Below are 21038 nucleotides of genomic sequence, written 5' to 3'. Positions count from 1 at the left end.
CTCAGCGGTGCTGCCTCTCCGCCTGGATGCGCGCCACATAGGCGGCGGCCTGGGAGCGTCGTTCCATGCCCAGTTTGGACAGCAGGCTCGACACGTAGTTCTTGATCGTTTTCTCGGCGAGATGCAGCCGCTCGCCGATCGTGCGGTTGGTGAGTCCCTCGCCGATCAGGTCGAGGATCTTGCGCTCCTGCTCGGTGAGGTGCCCGAGCCTGTCGTCGTTCTTGGCGCTGCCGCCGTGCCGCAGCCGCTCCAGGACCTGGGCGGTGGCCACCGGGTCGAGCAGCGACTTCCCGGCGGCGACATCGCGTACGGCCGAGAGCAGTTCGGCGCCGCGGATCGCCTTCAGCACATAGCCCGACGCGCCCGCCATGATCGCGTCGAAAAGGGCCTCGTCGTCGGCGAAGGAGGTCAGCATCAGGCACTTGATGTTCTCGTTCCGGGACCGGATCTCGCGGCAGACCTCCACCCCGCTGCCGTCCGGGAGCCGTACGTCCAGGATCGCGACGTCCGGGGCCGTGGCCGGGATCCGCACCAGCGCGTCGGCCGTCGTGCCGGCCTCGCCGACGACCTCGATGTCGTCCTCGCCCGAGAGCAACTCATGGACACCGCGGCGTACCACCTCGTGATCGTCGAGGAGAAATGCGGTAATTTTTCCGTTTTCGGGCACAAAGTCAGTGTCACACTCCACCCTTGGCTCTGCCCGGGGTGAACTCTTCCCGTGCCTGGGGTGACCGGGATAACGTGCCCGTGTTCCGGCCCCCTGCAAGGCTGTGACCAGTGCTGTGACCAGCGACTGTTCCCGGCCTGCGTGCATTACTTGGAAATCCGACGAAAAAGTAGTGGGAAGTCCAAGCAAAAACGCAGGTCAGGAGGGGTTTCACAGAAATGTGGAGCACTGGGTAACGTGGCCGTTGCAGGGCGCTCGCCGGGGCACCTGTCACGCCTGTTCCCGGCCGAGTGCACCCACCCCGTGCACGGGTACTTGGAGCAGGCGAGCCGCACTGGCCACCCGGCAACCCCGGGGGCCGGACCGACGGAGGAGCACACGTGACCGTGGAGAGCACTGCCGCGCGCAAGCCGCGACGCAGCGCCGGTACGACCGCTGCGAAGAGCGGCGCCAGTACGACCGGTACGAAGAACGCCGCGAGCAAGCGCACCAGCGCGGCCGCCGGCAAGAAGACACCGGGCGCACCTGGCGCATCGGGCCCCGGTCCCGAGCTCGTCCAGCTGCTGACGCCGGAGGGCAAGCGGGTCAAGGACGCCACGTACGACCCGTACGTGGCCGACATCAGCCCCGAAGAGTTGCGCGGTCTGTACCGGGACATGGTGCTGACCCGCCGCTTCGACGCCGAGGCCACCTCCCTGCAGCGCCAGGGCGAGCTGGGCCTGTGGGCCTCGCTGCTCGGCCAGGAGGCCGCCCAGATCGGCTCCGGCCGGGCCACCCGTGAGGACGACTACGTCTTCCCGACCTACCGTGAGCACGGCGTCGCCTGGTGCCGCGGGGTCGACCCGACCAACCTGCTCGGCATGTTCCGGGGTGTGAACAACGGCGGCTGGGACCCGAACAGCAACAACTTCCACCTGTACACGATCGTCATCGGCTCGCAGACGCTGCACGCCACCGGCTACGCCATGGGCGTCGCCAAGGACGGTACGGACTCGGCCGTGATCGCGTACTTCGGGGACGGCGCCTCCAGCCAGGGCGACGTAGCCGAATCGTTCACCTTCGCCGCGGTCTACAACGCCCCGGTCGTGTTCTTCTGCCAGAACAACCAGTGGGCGATCTCCGAACCGACCGAGAAGCAGACCCGCGTCCCGCTCTACCAGCGCGCGCAGGGCTACGGCTTCCCGGGCGTCCGCGTCGACGGCAACGACGTCCTCGCCTGCCTCGCCGTCACGAAGTGGGCGCTGGAGCGGGCCCGCCGCGGCGAGGGCCCCACGCTCGTCGAGGCGTACACCTACCGCATGGGCGCGCACACCACCTCCGACGACCCGACCAAGTACCGGGCCGACGAGGAGCGCGAGTCGTGGGAGGCGAAGGACCCGATCCTGCGCCTGCGCACGTACCTGGAGGCTTCAAACCACGCGGACGAGGGATTCTTCGCGGAACTTGAGGCCGAGAGCGAGGCGTTGGGCAAACGAGTACGCGAAGTCGTCCGCGCCATGCCGGACCCGGACCACTTCGCCATCTTCGAGAACGTGTACGCGGACGGGCACGCGCTCGTCGACGAGGAGCGGGCCCAGTTCGCCGCCTACCAGGCGTCGTTCGCGGATGAAGGGGAGGGCAAGTAGCGATGGCTGCGGAAAAGATGGCGCTGGCCAAGGCGATCAACGAGTCACTGCGCACGGCCCTCGACGCCGACCCCAAGGTCCTGATCATGGGTGAGGACGTCGGCAAGCTCGGCGGTGTCTTCCGGGTCACCGACGGGCTCCAGAAGGACTTCGGCGAGGACCGGGTCATCGACACCCCGCTCGCCGAGTCGGGCATCGTCGGCACGGCGATCGGTCTCGCGCTGCGCGGTTACCGGCCGGTGGTGGAGATCCAGTTCGACGGTTTCGTCTTCCCGGCGTACGACCAGATCGTCACGCAGCTCGCGAAGATGCACGCGCGGTCGCTCGGCAAGATCAAGCTCCCGGTGGTGATCCGCATTCCGTACGGCGGCGGCATCGGCGCCGTCGAGCACCACTCCGAGTCCCCGGAGGCGCTGTTCGCGCACGTGGCGGGCCTGAAGGTGGTCTCTCCGTCGAACGCGTCGGACGCCTACTGGATGATGCAGCAGGCCATCCAGAGCGACGACCCGGTGATCTTCTTCGAGCCGAAGCGGCGCTACTGGGACAAGGGCGAGGTCACCACCGACGCGATTCCCGGACCGCTGCACAAGGCGGTCGTGGCCCGCGAGGGCAGCGATCTGACGCTCGCCGCCTACGGCCCGATGGTGAAGGTCTGCCTGGAGGCGGCCGCGGCCGCCCAGGAGGAGGGCAAGTCGATCGAGGTCCTGGACCTGCGCTCGATGTCCCCGATCGACTTCGACTCCGTCCAGACGTCGGTGGAGAAGACCCGCCGCCTGGTCGTGGTGCACGAGGCCCCGGTGTTCCTGGGTACGGGCGCGGAGATCGCCGCCCGCATCACGGAGCGGTGCTTCTACCACCTGGAGGCACCCGTCCTGCGGGTGGGCGGCTATCACGCCCCCTATCCGCCGGCGCGGCTGGAGGAGGAGTACCTTCCTGGCCTGGACCGGGTGCTCGACGCCGTCGACCGCTCGCTGGCGTACTGAGGAGAGGGTCGTGACGACGATGACTGAGAACGCGTCGGGGCTCCGCGAGTTCAAGATGCCCGACGTGGGCGAGGGGCTCACCGAGGCGGAGATCCTCAAGTGGTACGTCCAGCCCGGTGACTCCGTCACCGACGGCCAGGTCGTCTGCGAGGTCGAGACCGCGAAGGCCGCCGTGGAACTGCCCATTCCGTACGACGGCGTGGTGCGCGAACTCCGCTTCCCCGAGGGGACGACGGTGGACGTGGGCCAGGTGATCATCGCGGTGGCCGTGGCCGGCGGGGCTCCCGCCGAGGAAGCCCCCGCCACCCAGGCACCGGCTGCCGCTCCCCAGGCACCTGCTGCCGAGGAACCCAAGCCCGAGGGCCGCACGCCGGTCCTCGTCGGGTACGGGGTGGCCGAGTCCTCCACGAAGCGCCGCCCCCGCAAGGGCACCGAGGTCCCGGCCCAGCAGCCCGAGCCGTTCCTGGCGGCCACTGCGATCCAGAGCGAGCTCAACGGCCACGGGTCCGTGGCGGTCGGGCAGCGCCCCCTCGCCAAGCCCCCCGTCCGCAAGCTCGCCAAGGACCTCGGCGTCGACCTGGCGACGGTCACGCCTTCGGGCCCGGACGGCATCATCACGCGCGAGGACGTGCACGCGGCGGTCGCTCCGGCTCCGGTGCAGCCCGCGGTGACGGCGCCCCCGGTTCCCGCCCAGGCCCCGGCTCCCGCTCCGGTCGTCACGTACGACACGGCGCGTGAGACCCGTATCCCGGTCAAGGGGGTCCGCAAGGCCACGGCCGCCGCGATGGTCGGCTCGGCGTTCACGGCGCCGCATGTCACCGAGTTCGTGACGGTCGACGTGACGCGCACGATGAAGCTCGTCGAGGAGCTCAAGCGGGACCCCGACAAATATGGGATGCAGGGTCTGCGGGTCAACCCGCTGCTGCTCATCGCCAAGGCCCTGCTGGTCGCCATCAAGCGCAACCCGGACGTCAACGCGTCCTGGGACGAGGCCAACCAGGAGATCGTCCTCAAGCACTACGTGAACCTGGGCATCGCCGCCGCGACCCCCCGCGGTCTGATCGTCCCGAACATCAAGGATGCGCACACCAAGACCCTCCCCCAGCTCGCCGAGTCGCTGGGTGAGCTGGTGGCCACGGCCCGCGAGGGCAAGACCTCGCCGGCCGCGATGCAGGGCGGCACGGTCACGATCACGAACGTCGGCGTCTTCGGCGTCGACACCGGCACGCCGATCCTCAACTCCGGCGAGTCGGCGATCCTCGCGATCGGCGCGATCAAGCTCCAGCCGTGGGTCCACAAGGGCAAGGTCAAGCCCCGCCAGGTCACCACGCTGGCCCTGAGCTTCGACCACCGACTGGTCGACGGGGAACTGGGTTCCAAGGTGCTGGCCGACGTGGCGGCGATCCTGGAGCAGCCGAAGCGGCTGATCACCTGGGCGTGAGCGTCGGCGCGTAGTCGGCGCCGGACACGACGAAGGGGGCCCGTCGCGGTGAGCGGCGGGCCCCCTTCCTCTGGTGTGCGAGAACTACTTGGCGAAGCCGTAGTTCAGGAGCTTCGTCGCGTCCGTGCCGCGCTGGGCCACCGAGGTGGAGGCGAGGACGGTGCCGATGATGGTCTTGCCGTTGCGGGTGGCGGCGAAGACGAGGCAGAACTTGGCCTCGGGGCCGGAGCCGGTCTTCACGCCGATGGTGCCGCTGTAGCTGCTGAGCAGCGTGTTCGTGTTGGTCCATGCCCCCATGGTGCGGGTGCTGCCGGTCTTCGTGACGGTCTTCGCCGTGTACGACTTGGTCTTCACGACCGTCTTGAACGTGGAGTTCTTCATCGCGCTGCTGGCGAGCTTCGTCAGGTCGCGCGGCGTCGAGTAGTTGGCGCCGTGGCCGATGCCGTCGAACGAGTCGAAGTGAGTGTTCGTCAGGCCGAGGTTCTTCGCGGTGGTGTTCATCTTGCCGATGAACGACTTCACACGGGCGGCACGCGTCGTGCCCGAGCCGAACTTGTCGGCGAGCGCGTACGCGGCGTCGCAGCCGGACGGCAGCATCAGACCGTAGAGGAGCTGACGGACGGTGACCTTGTCACCGACGATCAGCTTGGCCGAGGAGGCGTAGTTGTTGGCGACGATGTAGTCGCTGTACGCCTTCTGGATCGTGACCTTGGCGTCGAGGTTGAGGTTCGGCTGGGCGAGCACGACCTTGGCGGTCATGATCTTGGTGGTGGAACCGGTGGAACGCTTGGTGTCCGCGGCCTTGGTGTACAGGGTCTTGGCCGTGCCGTTGTTCATCACGTAGCCGCCGGCGGCGGCGATCGTGGGCGTCGTGACAGCCCCTGCGGGGGCGGCCCCGAAAGCTCCGGCCGCCAGCACGGCGCCGGTGGTGACGGTGACAGCGGCGGCTCGGCGGAAACGCGTGCCCTTAATGCCGGTAATCAAAATGTACGCTCCGAATGCGCGAAATGCCCCTGGGAGAACGGCACATGGTAGTGCCGTCTTACGTACGGACTCGCGACGAACCCAAAGGGATGCACGAAAGAGGGGGTTGAATTGTGTGACGTGGGTTACGCCGGGGACTGGTGTTGACGCGTGAGGGGGTGACGGTCCGCATCCTGGACGGCGCGTCACCATGCGTACGTGTTGTATCTATGATGTGCGCATGCCTGCCGCGCCGTCTGTGTCCGCTCCGCCCGCAACCAAGCAAGCCCCCGCCGCCGACCGCGTCTACGCCCACGTCAAGCGGGGCGTACTGGAACGTCGTTACGAGGGCGGAACGCTCCTCACCGAGGGCGAGCTCGCCGAGGCCGTGGGGGTCTCGCGCACGCCGGTGCGCGAGGCGTTGCTCCGGCTCGAGGTCGAGGGCCTGATCAAGCTCTACCCGAAGAAGGGCGCACTCGTCCTGCCCGTCTCCGCGCAGGAGATCGCGGACGTGGTCGAGACACGGCAACTCGTCGAGGAGCACGCGGCGCGCAAGGCCGTACCCGCGTCGCCGCACCTCATCGCGCGCCTGGAGGAACTCCTCGCGCAGCAGAAGGAACAGGCCGCCGCGGGAGACCTGGCCGGCGCCGCCGTCACCGACCGCTGTTTCCATGCCGAGATCGTCCGCAGCGGCGGCAACGAGATCCTCTCCCGGCTCTACGACCAGTTGCGCGACCGGCAGTTGCGGATGGGCGTCGCCGTCATGCACGCGCACCCCGACCGGATCACCAAGACGCTCACCGAGCACGAGGCGATCCTCGAAGCACTGCGGTCCGGCGACGCGGAGGCGGCGGTCAATATCGTCCACCGTCACGTCAGCTGGTTCTCGAACCTGGCGCGGGGAGAGGTCCGATGAGCTCCCACTCGGCCGTCTCGCTCCCCGGAGACCCGCCCGGCGGGCGCCGCGCGATCGGCGTCTGGGGCATCGGTGTCTCCGTCTACTTCGTCGCCGTCATCTTCCGCACGTCGCTGGGAGTGGCCGGGCTCGACGCCGCGGACCGCTTCCATGTGAACGCCTCAGCCCTCTCCACCTTCTCGATCCTGCAACTCCTCGTCTACGCGGGCATGCAGATACCCGTGGGCCTGCTGGTCGACGTGCTCGGCACCAAGAAGGTACTGACCATCGGCGTACTGCTCTTCACCGCCGGCCAGTTGAGCTTCGCGTTCTCCTCCTCGTACGGGATGGCGCTGGCCTCGCGTGCGCTGCTGGGCTGCGGGGACGCGATGACGTTCATCAGCGTGCTGCGCCTGGGTACGCGCTGGTTCCCGGCGCGTCGGGGGCCGTTGGTCGCGCAGCTCGCCGGGCTGGTGGGCATGGCGGGCAACCTGGTCTCCACCCTCGTCATCGCGCGGCTGCTGCACGGGGTGGGGTGGACGACGGCGTTCGCGGGCAGCGCGTTCGCCGGGGTCGTCGTCCTCGTACTCCTTCTCCTCTTCCTGAAGGACCATCCCGAGGGGCACGAGCCGGAACCGTTCCCGCACCAGGGGGCCGCGTATGTGCGCCGGCAGATCGCGGCGTCATGGCGGGAGCCCGGTACACGGCTGGGGATGTGGGTGCACTTCACGACACAGTTCCCCGCGATGGTGTTCCTGCTCCTGTGGGGCATGCCGTTCCTGGTACAGGCGCAGGGGCTGTCGCGGGCGACGGCCGGTGAACTGCTCACCCTCGTGGTGCTGTCCAACATGTTCGTGGGCCTCGTCTACGGGCAGATCGTCGCCCGGCATCATGCGGCGCGACTCCCGCTGGCGCTGGGGACGGTGACGGCGACGGCGGTGGTCTGGGCGAGCGCGCTGGCGTATCCCGGTGACCGGGATCCGATGTGGCTGCTGGTCGTGCTGTGCACGGTGCTGGGGGCGTGTGGGCCGGCCTCCATGATCGGGTTCGACTTCGCGCGGCCCGCGAATCCGCCGGAGCGGCAGGGGACCGCGTCCGGGATCACCAACATGGGTGGTTTCGTCGCCTCCATGACGACGTTGTTCGCGATCGGCGTGTTGCTGGACGCGACCGGGGACGACTATCGCGTCGCGTTCTCCGCCGTGTTCGTTCTTCAGGCGGTGGGGCTGAGTCAGATCTTCCGGTTGCGGAAGCAGGCGGCGCGCAGGGAGCGGGAGCGATTGGTGGCGAGCCGGGTGGAGACGGTGCACGTCCCCGCGTAGCGCCCCTTCAGGGGCGCGGGGAACCGCGCGACCAGCCCCCCCCACCGACCGGCAGCCTTCCATCCACTGGCAGGCCACCGGCAGGCTCCCGGCCACCCGCAGGGTCCCAGTCACCTGCGGGCTCCCAGCCACCCGCAGTCGAAGAACCCCGCGCTACGGCGTGACCGCGAAGTTCCTCAGGATGGCTGTGGTCAGTTCCGGGTCGCCCTCTGTCTTGATGCGATCGGAGACGGCGTCAGCCGTGACACGGCCGCAGGCGAGGCGGAAGTACGTCTCCCAGTCGAGGGTGAGGGTGGCGGCCGGGCCGAGAGAGGGGGCGCCGTCTATCGAGCCGCGCCCGTCCGCATCGACGCGCACCGTCCGCAGGAACTCCAGCGGCCCGTGGATGTCGAAGACGACCGCCGAGTTCGCGGGCGCCCCCGCGTCCTTGGCGACGACCTTCGGCAGGGCCCCGAGCAGCTCGTCACGGACGATGTGCGCGCCGGGCGAGTCGAGGTTGCCGGGCGCGCGGAGCGAGGTCCGGAGATCCTGTTCGTGCACCCACACATCGAACGCCCGCTTACGCATCGCCTGCTCGAGGGTGACCTCGGTTCCCAGCGGCCCGCGCACCTTGGCGTCCGGCTGCCGCGACTCGTTGCGCAGCTGACGGTTGCGGCGGATGATCGTGTACTCCAGCTCGGAGGTCATCTCCGGCGCCGTGTGGTGGCGGCGCACGTCGACCTGCATCTCCATGTACCGCTGGTGCTCGTTGGTCACGTGGAACAGGTCGCGGGGGAGCGTGTGGATCGGCCGCGGATCGCCCAGCATCTCGCAGTCGAGCCCGATGACATGCGAGACGAGATCCCGCACCGACCAGCCGGGGCAGGGCGTCCGCCGGTTCCACTCACCTTCCACCAGCGGCGACACCAACTCGGATATCGCATCGACGGAGTGGGTCCAGGCGTCGGCGTAGGACTGAAGGCTGGGATGCAGACTCACGGAACGGGACCCCTCGGGCGGTTGGACGCGGGCAGTGCACAGGCAGCGGGTGTCTTGGGACGCTAAGTTACGCTGCTGTGAGGCACCCCGGCAGTGCTTTGGTGTGACGATCGTAGGCCTGTATGGACGGCTCGAATGCCAGGACGGTGGTAGTGTGCGCGCCTCTCTCCTCCAGATCGACGTAAACGACGGCGAATCGGTCGATTCGCGTCGGCGTCGTGTGGCGGCTCTGGTACGAGAACAAGCCGGAGTCGATCTGGTCGTGCTGCCGGAGCTGTGGACCACGGGGGCGTTCGCCTACGAGTCGTTCGGTGCGGAGGCGGAGGCCTTCGAGGGGCCGACGTTCGAGGCCATGGCGAAGGCGGCGAGCGACGCGGGCGTCTGGCTGCACGCCGGTTCGATCCCCGAGCGGGACGCCGACGGCACGCTCTACAACACCTCCCTCGTCCTCTCCCCCTCCGGCGACCTGGCCGCCGCCTACCGCAAGATCCACCGCTTCGGCTTCGACAAGGGCGAGGCCGTGCTGATGGGCGCGGGCGGCGAACTGGTGACGGTCCGGCTGCCGGAAACCACGGTCGGCATCGCCACCTGCTACGACCTCCGCTTCCCCGAACTCTTCCGCGGGCTCGTCGACGCGGGCGCCGAGACCCTCGTCGTCTCGGCCGGCTGGCCCGAGCGGCGCCGCTCCCACTGGACGCTGCTCGCCCAGGCTCGCGCGATCGAGAACCAGGCGTTCGTTCTCGCCTGTGGAACGGCCGGCACGCACGCGGACGTTCCCCAGGCCGGTCACTCGATCGTGGTCGATCCGTGGGGTGAGGTCCTGGCGGAGGCCGGGGCCGGGGAGCAGGTGCTCACGGTGGACTTCGACCCCGGCAAGGTCGCGACCACACGGGAGCAGTTCCCGGCGTTGAAGGACCGGATGCTGGGACTCACGGCACCACACCGCTGAGTCAGTCCTCGTCCCGCTCCTTCTCCGCCAGGTGGATCACGCACACCGCCACCGCGATCAGCAGCGCGGGGTCCACGTCCTCGCGGACGACGTCCACGCCGTACGTCTCCCGTACGTGCAGCCACCGGCGCGAGATCACCGCCAGGAGCTCTCCGTCGTACTCGACTACGAACTCGCGGTCGAGGATCTTGCCGCTGACGTCGAGTTCCGTACCGTCCACCAGGGACACCCGGTAGTGGTTGCGGAGCAGGGACAGCCGCTTGCGCCGGATCGTCGCCAGCGGTTCACCGTCCCGCTCGATCACCATCGTGTCCCGCAGGGCGAACATCTTCTGGTGGATGTCGACGAGGACCCGCCCGTGGGTGTCCTTCAGCTCGAAGGTGTCCCGCAGCCGCATGGCCTTGCCGTCGACGAGGAACACCTTGGTGCCGTGGTCGTCCTCGATCCAGTAGTCGTCACCGAAGCCGAGGAGCCGGTCGCGTACGAGGAATCTCATACCGGTACCGCTTCCCGGGATCCACGAGATCATCACGCTTACGCCCTCTCCGAAGACGTGGGCGAGGGGGAGGAAGTCGCTGGTGCGAGGTCTGGTGCGAGGTCAAGGGCGAGGGATCGCGGAAAGACGCGCCGTCGTCGGCGTGGCCGTCCTGCTCGTGGCCGCGACCGGCTGCTCCCACGCGCGGGACTGCGCCGGCGTGGGCACCGTCTCCGGTGTCGGCGTGCTGTTCGTCCACCAGGGGTACGGCGACCTCGGGGGCGCCTCCTTCGAGCTGTGCGCGCGGGGTACGTGTACGAAGGGTGAGCTGCGGCCGGAGGGCATCACGGACGTGAAGCTCCCGTTGCCGCACGACGTGGACCCCGACCCCGGCCCGATCCACTTCCGGGTCACCCGCAAGGGCGCCACCCGCCCCGTGATCGACGCGTCCGCCGACGTGAAGCTCACCTTCCAGTCCGACGGCTGTGGTGGTGGCGACTACAGCCGAGGGCTCGCCTTCACCAAGGAGGGGGGTCTTACGGCGAAGATCGCGAAGGCGGTGTCGGACGCCTGGGGCAAGCAGGTCAGATCCCGGGCCACGCCCACGTCACAGCCCGATCCGTCCCCGTCCCCCTGATCCCGGAAAACCCGCGCCCGGCTCCTCCTTCGCGAAGGGACCGGACGTCACCCCTTCCCCCGGACCCGGCCCGAAACGCCGCCGGTACGCCGACGGGCTCAGCCCCGTCTCGCGCCGCAGCCGCGCCCGCAGGTTGGCCGCCGTGCCCAGGCCGCTGCGGGCCGCCACCACGTCCAGCCGCTCCTCCCCGCGCTCGATGAGCCGGCAGGCGAGGGCGACGCGTTCCCCGGTGAGCCAGGCCAGCGGCGTGGTCCCCAGCTGGGGGATCGCCATGGCCGGGGTGCACCAGCTGTGGGCGTACGACCCGGAGGGCGGCACCGTCGGGGTCGCCGCCGGTACGACGAACGAGGGGCTCGTGGACGGGCCGGGGGCCGAGGCCTGGTTCGCGCAGCCGTCCGGGCTCGCCGCCACCGCCGACCGGCTCTGGCTCGCCGATTCCGAGACGAGCGCCCTGCGCTGGGTGGATCTCGACGGGGCCGTCCACACCGCCGTCGGCACCGGTCTGTTCGACTTCGGGCACCGGGACGGGGCCGCGGAACAGGCGCTGTTCCAGCACCCGTTGGGTGTCACGGCGCTTCCCGACGGCTCGGTCGCGGTCAGCGACACGTACAACCACGCGCTGCGTCGCTACGACCCCGCGACCGGCGAAGTGACCACGCTGGCGACCGACTTGAGGGAGCCCAGCGACGCGGTTCTCGTCGGGGACGACATCGTGGTCGTGGAGTCGGCGCGCCACCGGCTGACCCGGCTGCGGCTTCCCGAGGAGGCCGTACGGGTGGAGTCGGTCGCCCATCGCACCCAGCGCGCCGCCACCGAAGTCACTCCCGGCGCCCTCAAGTTGGACGTGATCTTCCAGGCGCCGGCCGGCCAGAAGCTCGACGTCCGCTACGGGCCGTCCACCAGACTCCTGGTCTCCTCCACCCCGCCCGAGCTGCTGCTCGGCGGTGAGGGCGCGGGCACCGACCTCTCCCGCGCCCTTGAGCTGAACCCGGCCGTCATGGAGGGCGTCCTGCACGTCTCCGCGATGGCCGCGTCCTGCGACGACGACCCGGCTGGGGGCACCTCCCGGTCGAAGACTGGGGGAGAGTACCCGGCCTGCCATGTCCACCAGCAGGACTGGGGCGTGCCGGTCCGCCTCACCGAGGGCGGCGCGGACCGGCTGCCGCTGGTGCTGGCGGGGATGGACGACTGACCGTCCCCCACTTCCGCACCGTCACCCGCACGGCCGCTACCCGCACGACCGTCACCTACACGCCGTAGCCGCCCCGGTGGTGCCGCTCCTCCTCGATCACCGGGGTGCTGGGCGGCATGACCACCCGACGCCTCCTGGCGATGCTGCTGAACGTCACGACCCCGATCAGTCCGACGATCATGAAGATGAGGCCGACCAGATCGAGGTTGACCCCCTTCATGTGCCAGTCGGTCGCGAATGTGAGGACCGCCCCCGCTGCGATCAGGATGATGCATCCTCCCCCATAGCCTTAAGGGCATGGGGGGACCCCCACCGGCTCATGGGTGTCGCCTCCTTGTGACCAACTCGGCTTCTCTCAGGCCCGGTCCGGGTACCCGGCGGAGCGCCGGGTATGCGGAGTCATCCCTCCAGGAACGCCACCAGCGCGTTGGCCAGCAGGAACGGGTCGTCCGCGCCGCAGAGTTCACGGGCACTGTGCATCGAGAGGATGGCCACGCCGATGTCGACGGTCTTGATGCCGTGACGGGCCGCGGTGATCGGGCCGATGGTGGTGCCGCAGGGCATCGAGTTGTTGGAGACGAAGGACTGGAAGGGCACGCCGGCCTTCGCGCAGGCGGCGGCGAAGACCGCACGGCCCGAACCGTCCGTCGCGTAGCGGTTGTTGACGTTCACCTTGAGGATGGGGCCGCCGCCCGCGCGCGGGTGGTGCGTCGGGTCGTGCCGCTCGGCGTAGTTGGGGTGGACGGCGTGGCCGGTGTCGGAGGAGAGGCAGATCGTGCCCGCGAAGGCGCGCGCCCGGTCCTCGTACGAGCCACCGCGCGCGAACACCGAGCGTTCGAGCACGCCGCCGAGCAGCGGACCGTCGGCGCCGGTGTCGCTCTGCGAGCCGTTCTCCTCGTGGTCGAAGGCCGCGAGGACGGGGATGTACGTAAGCCCCGAACCGGCACGGGAACCGGAACCCGAACCGGAGCCGGAAGGGGAGCCGTCGCCCGTCACCGCCGCGATCAGCGCCGCCGTCCCCGCGTGCAGGGACAGTAGGTTGTCCATGCGCGGTCCGGCCACCAGCTCCTTGTCGCGGCCCAGGTACGAGGGCCGCTCGACGGAGTGGGTCATCAGGTCCCAGCCGGTGACCTCGCCCGCCGACAGGCCCGAGTCCTCCTCCAGGAAGGCGATCAGATCGCCCTCGCCGGGGTCGCCGAGGCCCCAGACGGGCTGCAGATGACGCTGCTTGTCGAGCTTGAGGCCGTCGGTGGAGACGGAACGGTCGAGGTGGACGGCGAGCTGGGGCACGCGCAGCAGGGGACGGTCGATGTTCACCAGTCGCGAGGAACCGTCCTTGAGCGTCAGCCGTCCCGCCAGGCCCAGGTCCCGGTCCAGCCAGGAGTTCAGCAGCGGGCCGCCGTAGATCTCCACGGCGACCTGGCGCCAGCCGTGCGCACCGCTGTCCGGCTGGGGCTTCACCCGCAGATTGGGGGAGTCGGTGTGTGCGCCCACGATCCGGAACGGGGTGTGCGCCTCGGCACCCTCGGGCACGTACCAGGCGACGATCGCGCCGCCGCGCAGCACGTACTTGCCGCCGCTCGTCCCCTCCCACGCATCGGTCTCGGCGACCTGACGGAATCCGGCCTTCTCCAGCCGCTCGGCGGCGTTCGCCACGGCGTGGTACGGCGTCGGGCTCGCCGCCAGAAAGGTCATGAGGTCGTCGGTGTGGCCGCGGTCGAAGCGGGCGCTTGTGCTCATGGGTTCACCTTAACGACGCCCGAGGTCCCGCTCCCGGCGGTGGGGACAGCCCTTCGTAAGAGGGATGTGAAGGACGGGCATCTGGCGGCGGGCTGCCGCGAGCCCTCTGTGGCCGCATGCGACGGCGGCCCGCCCCCGGAGATTCGCTCCGGGAACGGGCCGCCGACGGCGACGCGATGCCCTCAGACCGCGAGGGTCAGGAGGATCAGAACGCCGCCTCGTCCAGCTCCATCAGGTCCAGGTCCACGCCCTCGGCGAGCTTGCGGGCGCCGGTGACGCCGGGCAGGACGTTGGCGGCGAAGAACTTCGCCGCGGCGATCTTGCCGGTGTAGAAGGGCTTGTCCTTCGCCGAGGCCGTCTCCAGCTTCTCGGCGGCCACCGCGGCACCGCGCAGCAGCAGGTAGCCGACGACGACGTCACCGGAGGCCAGCAGCAGGCGGGTGGTGTTCAGGCCGACCTTGTAGATGTTCTTGACGTCCTGCTCGGTGGCCGCGAGGTCCGTGAGCATGAGGCCGACGATGGCCTCCAGTTCGACGGCCGCCTTGGCGAGCTGCTCGCGGGCCGCGGACAGGTCCTCGCCGCCCGTGCCGAGCGCCAGGAACTTCTTGATGTCCTCGGCGAGGGAGTTCAGCGCCGCGCCCTGGTTGCGGACGATCTTGCGGAAGAAGAAGTCCTGGCCCTGGATCGCGGTCGTGCCCTCGTACAGGGTGTCGATCTTGGCGTCGCGGATGTACTGCTCGATCGGGTACTCCTGCAGGAAGCCGGAGCCGCCGAAGGTCTGCAACGACTGGGCGAGCTGCTCGTAGCCCTTCTCGGAGCCGTAGCCCTTCACGATCGGCAGGAGCAGGTCGTTGAGGGCCTCCAGGGCGGCGGTGTCCTCGCCGGCGGCCTCCTTGACCTGGATCTCGTCCTGGATCGCGGCGGTGTGCAGCACCAGGGCGCGCATGCCCTCCGCGTACGCCTTCTGCGTCATCAGCGAGCGGCGCACGTCCGGGTGGTGCGTGATGGTGACCTTGGGCGCGGCCTTGTCCATGAAGTTCGCGAGGTCGGGACCCTGGACGCGCTCCTTGGCGTACTCCAGGGCGTTCAGGTAACCCGTGGACAGGGTCGAGATCGCCTTCGTGCCGACCATCATGCGGGCGAACTCGATGATCCGGAACATCTGGCGGATGCCGTCGTGCTTGTCGCCGATCAGCCAGCCCTTGGCGGGGTGGCGGTCGCCGAAGGTCATCTCGCACGTGTTGGACGCCTTGAGGCCCATCTTGTGCTCGACGTTCGTCGCGTACGCGCCGTTGCGCTCGCCCAGCTGGCCGGTCTCGAAGTCGAACTCGTACTTCGGGACGAGGAAGAGGGACAGGCCCTTGGTGCCGGGGCCGGCGCCCTCGGGGCGGGCGAGGACATAGTGGAGGATGTTCTCCTCCATGTCGTGCTCACCCGAGGTGATGAAGCGCTTCACGCCCTCGATGTGCCAGGAGCCGTCCTCCTGCTGGACGGCCTTGGTGCGGCCCGCGCCCACGTCCGAGCCGGCGTCCGGCTCGGTGAGCACCATGGTGGAGCCCCACTGCTTCTCGACGGCGATCTTCGCTATGTGCTTCTGGACCTCGGTGCCCTCCTCGAAGAGGATGCCCGCGAAGGCGGGGCCGGAGGAGTACATCCAGACCGCCGGGTTCGCGCCGAGGATCAGCTCCGCGTACGCCCAGATCAGGGAGCGGGGCGAGGTGGTGCCGCCGAGCTCCTCGGGCAGGCCCAGACGCCAGTACTCGGAGTCCATGAAGGCCCGGTACGACTTCTTGAAGGATGCCGGTACGGGAGCCGCGTTGGTCTCCGGGTCGAAGACCGGCGGGTTGCGGTCGGCGTCCGCGAACGACTCCGCCAGCTCGTTCTCCGAGAGGCGGGTCAGCTCCTCGAGGACGCTCTTGGCGGTGTCGACGTCCATCTCCGCGAACGGTCCGGTGCCATACACCTTGTCGCGCCCGAGCACCTCGAAGAGGTTGAACTCGATGTCGCGGAGATTCGACTTGTAGTGCCCCATGGCGACGGCTCCGTAAGGGATCGGGGAGGCGGAGGTACTCGCAGCCTCGTTACACGTACCGGCAAGTAGCCAAGATGATGCTACCCGTCGGTAATAAGAATCAACCCCTGATGGCTCATATGTGGCCGACTACTCTTTGACCCATGTACGGCTACGACCAGAATGCGGGCGCCCAGCAGCAGTACGCCCCGCCGCAGCAGATGCCCGGCGGGTACGGCCAGCAGCCGCCGCTCTATCCCGAGCCGTCCCCGCCCTCGCTGGCGGACGCGGTGCGCGCGTTCACCACGGGATCGATGTCCGCGGAGGACTTCCAGCAGGTCTTCGCGACGTCGAAGGTCTACTGCCCACGTGGCGACAACCCCGGGTTCCTGGCGCTGCACAACACCCAGCAGCCGGTCATCCCGATGTTCACCTCGCTCAAGGAGCTGCGCCGGTACGCCGGCAAGGAGTCCAAGTACTTCGTGATCACCGGCGCCGAGGTGATCGACCTGCTCCCCACCGGTTACGGCTTCGTCGTCGACATGGAGGGGGAGCATCGTATGGTCTTCGACGCGAAGGCCGTGGAGCAGATGGTGGACTTCGCCATGCGCCGCATGTACGGCTAGCGCCCGCTCCCCTACTCCTGCGACAGTCCGGACGCCCGGAGGGAATGCCCTCCGGGCGTCCGTCGTTGTGGGTGGCAGAAAGTTCAACAATCAACTAAACTCGAAGCGCAAGGAGGTACCGACATGCCTGCAGTGACCGTCGAGAACCCGCTGACCCTTCCCCGTGTGGTCGCGCCGGCCGACGCCGTGGACCGTCCCGTGCTCACCGTGACGACCGCGCCCAGCGGCTTCGAGGGCGAGGGCTTCCCAGTGCGCCGCGCGTTCGCCGGGATCAACTACCGCCACCTCGACCCGTTCATCATGATGGACCAGATGGGCGAGGTGGAGTACGCGCCGGGCGAGCCCAAGGGCACCCCCTGGCACCCCCACCGCGGCTTCGAGACCGTGACCTACATCATCGACGGCATCTTCGACCACCAGGACTCCAACGGTGGTGGCGGCACCATCACCAACGGTGACACCCAGTGGATGACCGCGGGCGCCGGCCTCCTGCACATCGAGGCCCCGCCGGAGTCGCTCGTCATGTCCGGCGGCCTCTTCCACGGCCTCCAGCTGTGGGTGAACCTCCCGGCCAAGGACAAGATGATGGCGCCCCGGTACCAGGACATCCGCGGCGGCTCGGTCCAGCTGCTGAGCACCCCCGACGGCGGCGCGCTGCTGCGCGTCATCGCCGGTGAGCTCGACGGCCACGAGGGCCCCGGCGTCACGCACACGCCGATCACCATGGTCCACGCGACCCTGGCGCCCGGCGCCGAGATGACGCTCCCCTGGCGTGAGGACTTCAACGGTCTCGCGTACGTACTCGCCGGACGCGGCAGCGTCGGTACGGGCCGTCGCCCGGTCCACACCGGCCAGACCGCCGTCTTCGGCGCGGGCGGCTCGCTGACCGTCCGCGCGGACGAGAAGCAGGACGCGAACACGCCGGACCTCGAGGTCGTCCTCCTCGGCGGACAGCCGATCCGCGAGCCCATGGCCCACTACGGCCCCTTCGTGATGAACACCCGCGAGGAGCTGCAGCAGGCCTTCGAGGACTTCCAGAAGGGCCGCCTGGGCACCATCCCGGCGGTGCACGGAATGTCCGAGGGCGGGATGTAATCCCCTTCCGACTCCCTTCCGCCTCGGCGGAAAAGGCCCCGTCCGCACGCCGGACGGGGCCTTTCGCGCTGACGCCGTGTCACCCGGGCGGGCCGTCCCGGCGGGACGGCACGGTCCTCGCGTGGTCGGGTGGAAGCGTGCAGCTACTCCCCGAAGGCGTGCGGCGGCTGGCCGCCTGGTGCGCCGTGATCCTGCTCGTCGCCGGTGTGGCGTGGGTCGGGATCCGGCTGTGCGGGGAGTTCCGCACGGCGATCGTGCCCGTGCTGCTCGCGCTGCTCGGCACCGCGCTGCTCGGGCCGATGTACCGGCGGCTGGTGGACGTCGGCGTCAACCGGTCGCTGGCCGCCGCGCTCACCTGTGTCGCGGTGGTCGTGGTCGTCGGCGGCGCCGTCTACATCGTGGTCGCCGCGCTCATCGACACCGGGGACGAGATCGTCGCCTCCCTCAAGCACGCCGCGCGGTCCGTGGCCCAGCACTTCGGCGCGGCGGGGACCTCCCTCGACGACCTCGCCTCCAACGCCAAGGACCTGCTGGCCAAGTTCGGCGGGACGGCCGCGTCCAACGTCATCAGTGGCGTGAGCGTGGTGGGGGAGTCCATCGCCATGGCCGTACTGGCCCTGCTGCTCGTCTTCTTCTTCCTGCGCGACTCCCACCGCACCGCCGGGCTGCTGCGCTCGCTGGCGCCGCGCGGCACCGCGGACACGGTGGAGGTCATGGCCCGGCGCGCCTTCGACGCCGTCCAGGGCTTCATGCGCGGGACCACGGTGATCGCCCTCATCGACGCCCTGTGCATCGCGATCGGGCTGCTGATCCTGCGTGTCCCGGGCGCGGTCGGGCTCGGGGCGCTGGTCTTCGTGGGGGCGTTCATCCCGTATCTCGGCGCGTTCCTGTCCGGCGCGGTGGCCGTGCTGGTCGCGCTCGCCGACCGGGGGTTCGTGATCGCGCTGTGGGCGCTCGGGGTCGTTCTCGCCGTGCAGGTCCTCGAAGGGCATGTGCTGCAGCCGATGATCCAGAGCCGGACCGTGCAGATGCACCCGGCGGTGGTGATGCTGACGATCACGGCGGGCGCCTCCGTCGCGGGCATCCTGGGCATGCTGCTCGCCGTACCGCTGACAGCCGCCGGGTTCGGGGTCCTCTCGGAGCTGCGCACCCGCTACGCGTCGGCCTCCCCGGCCCCGTCGGAAGCCCCGGAGCCGCCTGTCTGACCCGCCGGACGCTCCCCGGCTCCCCCGGCTCCCCCGGGCCCTTCCGGCGCCCGGTCGTCCGACCGTCAGAACCGCTCGTCGTCGTGCTCGCCGTCGGTCTCGTAGAACTCGAACCAGATGCTCTTGCCCTCGCCCCGCGGGTCGACGCCCCAGGAGTCGGCCAGGAATTCCATGAGCACCAGCCCACGTCCGGAGGACGCCAGTTCGCCGGGGTGGCGGCGATGAGGCAGGTCGTCGCTGGCGTCGGTGACCTCGATCCGTATCCGGCGGTCGTCCGGACCGCCGGTCACCTCGGCGACGAGCAGCGCGTCGGCGTCGGTGTGGACGAGGACGTTGGTCAGCATCTCGGAGACGAGGAGGACCGCCGAGTCGCGCTGGTCGTCGGAGGCCCAGTCGTGCAGCATCTCGCGCAGCTGCTGGCGGGCCTCCGCGATCCGCTCGGGCTCGGCCTGCGCCACGGTCAGCGCGGTGCGGCGCACCGAGGGGGAGGCCGGGGCCTCGACCGTGTCGCCGCGCCGCTCGCCCTGCCGGCTCAGCAGCAGGACGGCTATGTCGTCCTCGCGCCGGTCGGCCAGCGGCCCGGGGGTGTGGTGCGAGGAGGGCCCGTGCACGCCCTGGACCAGCGCGTCGGCGAGCTCTTCCATGTCGCCGTCGTGGGACTCCAGAATGCGGCGGATACGGCGCCACCCGGTGTCGAGGTCGTGGCCGCCGGTCTCGATCAGCCCGTCGGTGCAGATCAGCATGGTCTCGCCGGGTTCCAGGGCGAGCCGGGTCGTGGGGTAGTCGGCGTCCGGGTCGATGCCGAGTGGCAGTCCGCCCGCCGTGGGGCGTATCAGCACTGTCCCGTCCGCCATACGTATCGCGGGGTCCGGGTGGCCGGCACGGGCGAAGTCGAGCATGCCGGTCGCGGGGTCCACCTCGACGTACAGGCAGGTCGCGAAGCGCGGGTCCGAGGTGTTGCCGCCGCTTCGGCCGGTGGAGCCGTACGTCACCGAGTCGGTGACCCCGGACAGGAACCGCGAGGCCCGGGAGAGGACCGCGTCCGGCCGGTGGCCCTCGGAGGCGTATGCGCGCAGGGCGATACGGAGCTGGCCCATCAGTCCCGCGGCGCGCACGTCGTGGCCCTGGACGTCGCCGATGACCAGGGCGAAGCGGCCGGTCGGCAGCGGGATCACGTCGTACCAGTCACCGCCGACCTGGAGGCCACCGCCGGTGGGGACATAGCGCGCGGCGACCTCCATGCCCGGCATCTGGGGGCCGAGCGTGGGCATCATCGAGCGCTGCAGCCCGTCGGTGAGCTCCCGCTCCGTCTCGGCGGCCACGGCCCGGGAGAGGGCCTGAGCCAGCATCCGGGCCACGGTCGTCAGCACCGAGCGCTCGTCGGGCGTGAAGCTGACGGGGTAGGTGAAGGCCGCCATCCACGCGCCCATCGTGCGCCCGGCGACGGTCAGCGGAAGAAAGGCCCAGGACTCCCGCCCGAAGTGCTGGGCGAGCGGCCAGGAGACGGGATAGCGCTCCTTGTAGTCCTCCGGGGAGGAGAGGTAGACGGCGCGGCCCGTGCGGACGACCTCCGCGGCCGGGTAATCGGTGGCCAAGGACATATGCGTGAAAGGGCCTTCGTCTCCCGGCTTCTGCCCGTGGTGGCCGATGACGGTGAGCCGGTCCCCGTCCACGCCGAAGACGGCCAGGCCGTCCGGTGTGAACCCCGGCATCGACAGGCCCGCCGCGACCCGCAGTACCTCCGCCGTGGACCGCGCCTCGGCCAGCGCCCGCCCGGCGTCCAGCAGGAACGCCTCGCGGGAGCGGCGCCAGTCGCCGGTGAGCGGGGTGCGCGCGGCGGTGGCCCCCGAGGGCTCGGTGACCTCCTGGAGGGTGCCGAACAGCAGGAACTCCCCGGTCTCGGGGTCGATGGTCGGCTTGGAGCGGCTGCGCACGGTACGGATCACCCGCCCGTGCTCGTCCATGACCCGCAGCCGGACCTCGGCGATCGTGTTCTCGGCGACGGCGAGCTGTACGACGCCGACGACCTCGTTCCAGTCGGCCGGGTGGAACCGGGACCGCATGGCCACTTCGGTGACGGTCGCCGCTTCCGGGGGCAGCCCGAGGAGCCGGGCGGCCTCGGCGTCGATGGTGACCTGCCCGTGTGTGTTGTCCAAGCGCCACACGCCGGTCGCAAGGGCGGCCAGAACGTCCCCCACGGCTGGCAGGGGCTCACCAGTGCGCATTGACCCACT

At 69.8% G+C, this 21038-nt stretch carries 17 protein-coding genes and 3 pseudogenes; 11 read left to right on the top strand and 9 right to left on the bottom strand.

The window, feature by feature from the left end:
- Window position 1: 1 nt before the first annotated feature.
- Window positions 2-667 carry a response regulator transcription factor gene (locus OG819_RS12745; RefSeq protein ID WP_266626567.1) on the bottom strand — a complete coding sequence of 222 codons (666 nt, stop codon included), beginning with the start codon at window positions 665-667 and terminating at the stop codon, window positions 2-4.
- A 380-nt stretch (window positions 668-1047) separates the two neighbouring features.
- On the opposite strand from OG819_RS12745, the gene pdhA reads away from it, so the two are divergent.
- From pdhA to OG819_RS12730, 3 genes are read left to right on the top strand one after another with little or no spacing between them, the layout of a single operon-like run.
- Window positions 1048-2292 carry a pyruvate dehydrogenase (acetyl-transferring) E1 component subunit alpha gene (gene pdhA, locus OG819_RS12740; RefSeq protein ID WP_266649469.1) on the top strand — a complete coding sequence of 415 codons (1245 nt, stop codon included), beginning with the start codon at window positions 1048-1050 and terminating at the stop codon, window positions 2290-2292.
- Window positions 2293-2294: 2 nt separating this feature from the next.
- Window positions 2295-3275 (top strand): alpha-ketoacid dehydrogenase subunit beta, encoded by a 981-nt coding sequence (locus OG819_RS12735; protein WP_266626571.1) that lies wholly within the window; start codon window positions 2295-2297, stop codon window positions 3273-3275.
- Window positions 3276-3285: 10 nt separating this feature from the next.
- A complete protein-coding gene (locus OG819_RS12730; protein ID WP_266626573.1) occupies window positions 3286-4716 on the top strand; it encodes a dihydrolipoamide acetyltransferase family protein in 1431 nt (476 codons plus the stop codon).
- Window positions 4717-4800: 84 nt separating this feature from the next.
- On the opposite strand, the gene OG819_RS12725 is transcribed toward OG819_RS12730, so the two are convergent.
- Entirely contained in the window at window positions 4801-5700 is a 900-nt protein-coding gene (locus OG819_RS12725; RefSeq protein WP_266432438.1) for a D-alanyl-D-alanine carboxypeptidase family protein, read from the bottom strand.
- 220 nt (window positions 5701-5920) lie between these two features.
- Between OG819_RS12725 and OG819_RS12720 the strand changes: the two genes are divergently transcribed.
- A complete protein-coding gene (locus tag OG819_RS12720) occupies window positions 5921-6595 on the top strand; it encodes a GntR family transcriptional regulator (RefSeq protein ID WP_266432436.1) in 675 nt (224 codons plus the stop codon).
- A complete protein-coding gene (locus OG819_RS12715) occupies window positions 6592-7896 on the top strand; it encodes a nitrate/nitrite transporter (protein ID WP_266432434.1) in 1305 nt (434 codons plus the stop codon). The genes OG819_RS12720 and OG819_RS12715 overlap by 4 nt, the downstream gene beginning before the upstream one ends.
- A 153-nt stretch (window positions 7897-8049) precedes the next feature.
- On the opposite strand, the gene OG819_RS12710 is transcribed toward OG819_RS12715, so the two are convergent.
- Window positions 8050-8874, bottom strand: a complete 825-nt coding sequence (locus tag OG819_RS12710; RefSeq protein ID WP_266626576.1) for a maleylpyruvate isomerase family mycothiol-dependent enzyme — start codon at window positions 8872-8874, stop codon at window positions 8050-8052.
- A gap of 154 nt (window positions 8875-9028) precedes the next feature.
- On the opposite strand from OG819_RS12710, the gene OG819_RS12705 reads away from it, so the two are divergent.
- Window positions 9029-9823, top strand: coding sequence for a carbon-nitrogen family hydrolase (locus OG819_RS12705; protein WP_266649467.1), 795 nt, complete (start codon window positions 9029-9031; stop codon window positions 9821-9823).
- A gap of 1 nt (window position 9824) precedes the next feature.
- On the opposite strand, the gene OG819_RS12700 is transcribed toward OG819_RS12705, so the two are convergent.
- Window positions 9825-10319 (bottom strand): LURP-one-related/scramblase family protein, encoded by a 495-nt coding sequence (locus tag OG819_RS12700; protein WP_266626580.1) that lies wholly within the window; start codon window positions 10317-10319, stop codon window positions 9825-9827.
- A 142-nt stretch (window positions 10320-10461) separates the two neighbouring features.
- Here OG819_RS12700 and OG819_RS12695 point away from each other — a divergent pair, with 142 nt between their 5' ends.
- Window positions 10462-10935 carry a hypothetical protein gene (locus OG819_RS12695; protein WP_266649465.1) on the top strand — a complete coding sequence of 158 codons (474 nt, stop codon included), beginning with the start codon at window positions 10462-10464 and terminating at the stop codon, window positions 10933-10935.
- Here the strand turns inward: OG819_RS12695 and OG819_RS12690 are convergent.
- Window positions 10906-11196, bottom strand: a pseudogene (locus OG819_RS12690) (helix-turn-helix domain-containing protein); the annotation flags it as partial. The gene OG819_RS12695 and the pseudogene OG819_RS12690 overlap by 30 nt on opposite strands.
- 4 nt (window positions 11197-11200) lie before the next feature.
- Here OG819_RS12690 and OG819_RS12685 point away from each other — a divergent pair.
- Window positions 11201-12127: pseudogene (locus tag OG819_RS12685) on the top strand (alkyl hydroperoxide reductase); the annotation flags it as partial.
- 55 nt (window positions 12128-12182) lie between these two features.
- On the opposite strand, the pseudogene OG819_RS12680 reads toward OG819_RS12685, so the two are convergent.
- The 3 genes and pseudogenes from OG819_RS12680 to OG819_RS12670 all read right to left on the bottom strand — a co-directional run.
- Window positions 12183-12407: pseudogene (locus tag OG819_RS12680) on the bottom strand (hypothetical protein); the annotation flags it as partial.
- A 119-nt stretch (window positions 12408-12526) separates the two neighbouring features.
- Entirely contained in the window at window positions 12527-13867 is a 1341-nt protein-coding gene (locus OG819_RS12675; RefSeq protein ID WP_266649463.1) for a M18 family aminopeptidase, read from the bottom strand.
- Between the two features lie 205 nt (window positions 13868-14072).
- A complete protein-coding gene (locus OG819_RS12670; RefSeq protein ID WP_266649461.1) occupies window positions 14073-15899 on the bottom strand; it encodes an acyl-CoA dehydrogenase in 1827 nt (608 codons plus the stop codon).
- A gap of 143 nt (window positions 15900-16042) precedes the next feature.
- Between OG819_RS12670 and OG819_RS12665 the strand changes: the two genes are divergently transcribed.
- The 3 genes from OG819_RS12665 (at window position 16043) to OG819_RS12655 (ending at window position 18804) form a co-directional block, all read left to right on the top strand.
- On the top strand, window positions 16043-16504 hold the full coding sequence (locus tag OG819_RS12665; protein WP_266432416.1) for an SseB family protein: 462 nt from the start codon (window positions 16043-16045) through the stop codon (window positions 16502-16504).
- 123 nt (window positions 16505-16627) lie between these two features.
- Complete coding sequence (locus OG819_RS12660; protein WP_266626592.1) at window positions 16628-17599, top strand: pirin family protein; 972 nt, start codon at window positions 16628-16630, stop codon at window positions 17597-17599.
- Window positions 17600-17736: 137 nt separating this feature from the next.
- A complete protein-coding gene (locus tag OG819_RS12655; RefSeq protein WP_266649459.1) occupies window positions 17737-18804 on the top strand; it encodes an AI-2E family transporter in 1068 nt (355 codons plus the stop codon).
- Between the two features lie 65 nt (window positions 18805-18869).
- Here the strand turns inward: OG819_RS12655 and OG819_RS12650 are convergent, their stop codons facing one another.
- Window positions 18870-21029 (bottom strand): SpoIIE family protein phosphatase, encoded by a 2160-nt coding sequence (locus OG819_RS12650; RefSeq protein ID WP_266649457.1) that lies wholly within the window; start codon window positions 21027-21029, stop codon window positions 18870-18872.
- Window positions 21030-21038 lie beyond the last annotated feature (9 nt).

It is taken from the genome of Streptomyces sp. NBC_01549 (assembly GCF_026339955.1).
Lineage (GTDB): Bacteria > Actinomycetota > Actinomycetes > Streptomycetales > Streptomycetaceae > Streptomyces.
This window is presented reverse-complemented; position numbering and strand designations above follow the sequence as displayed.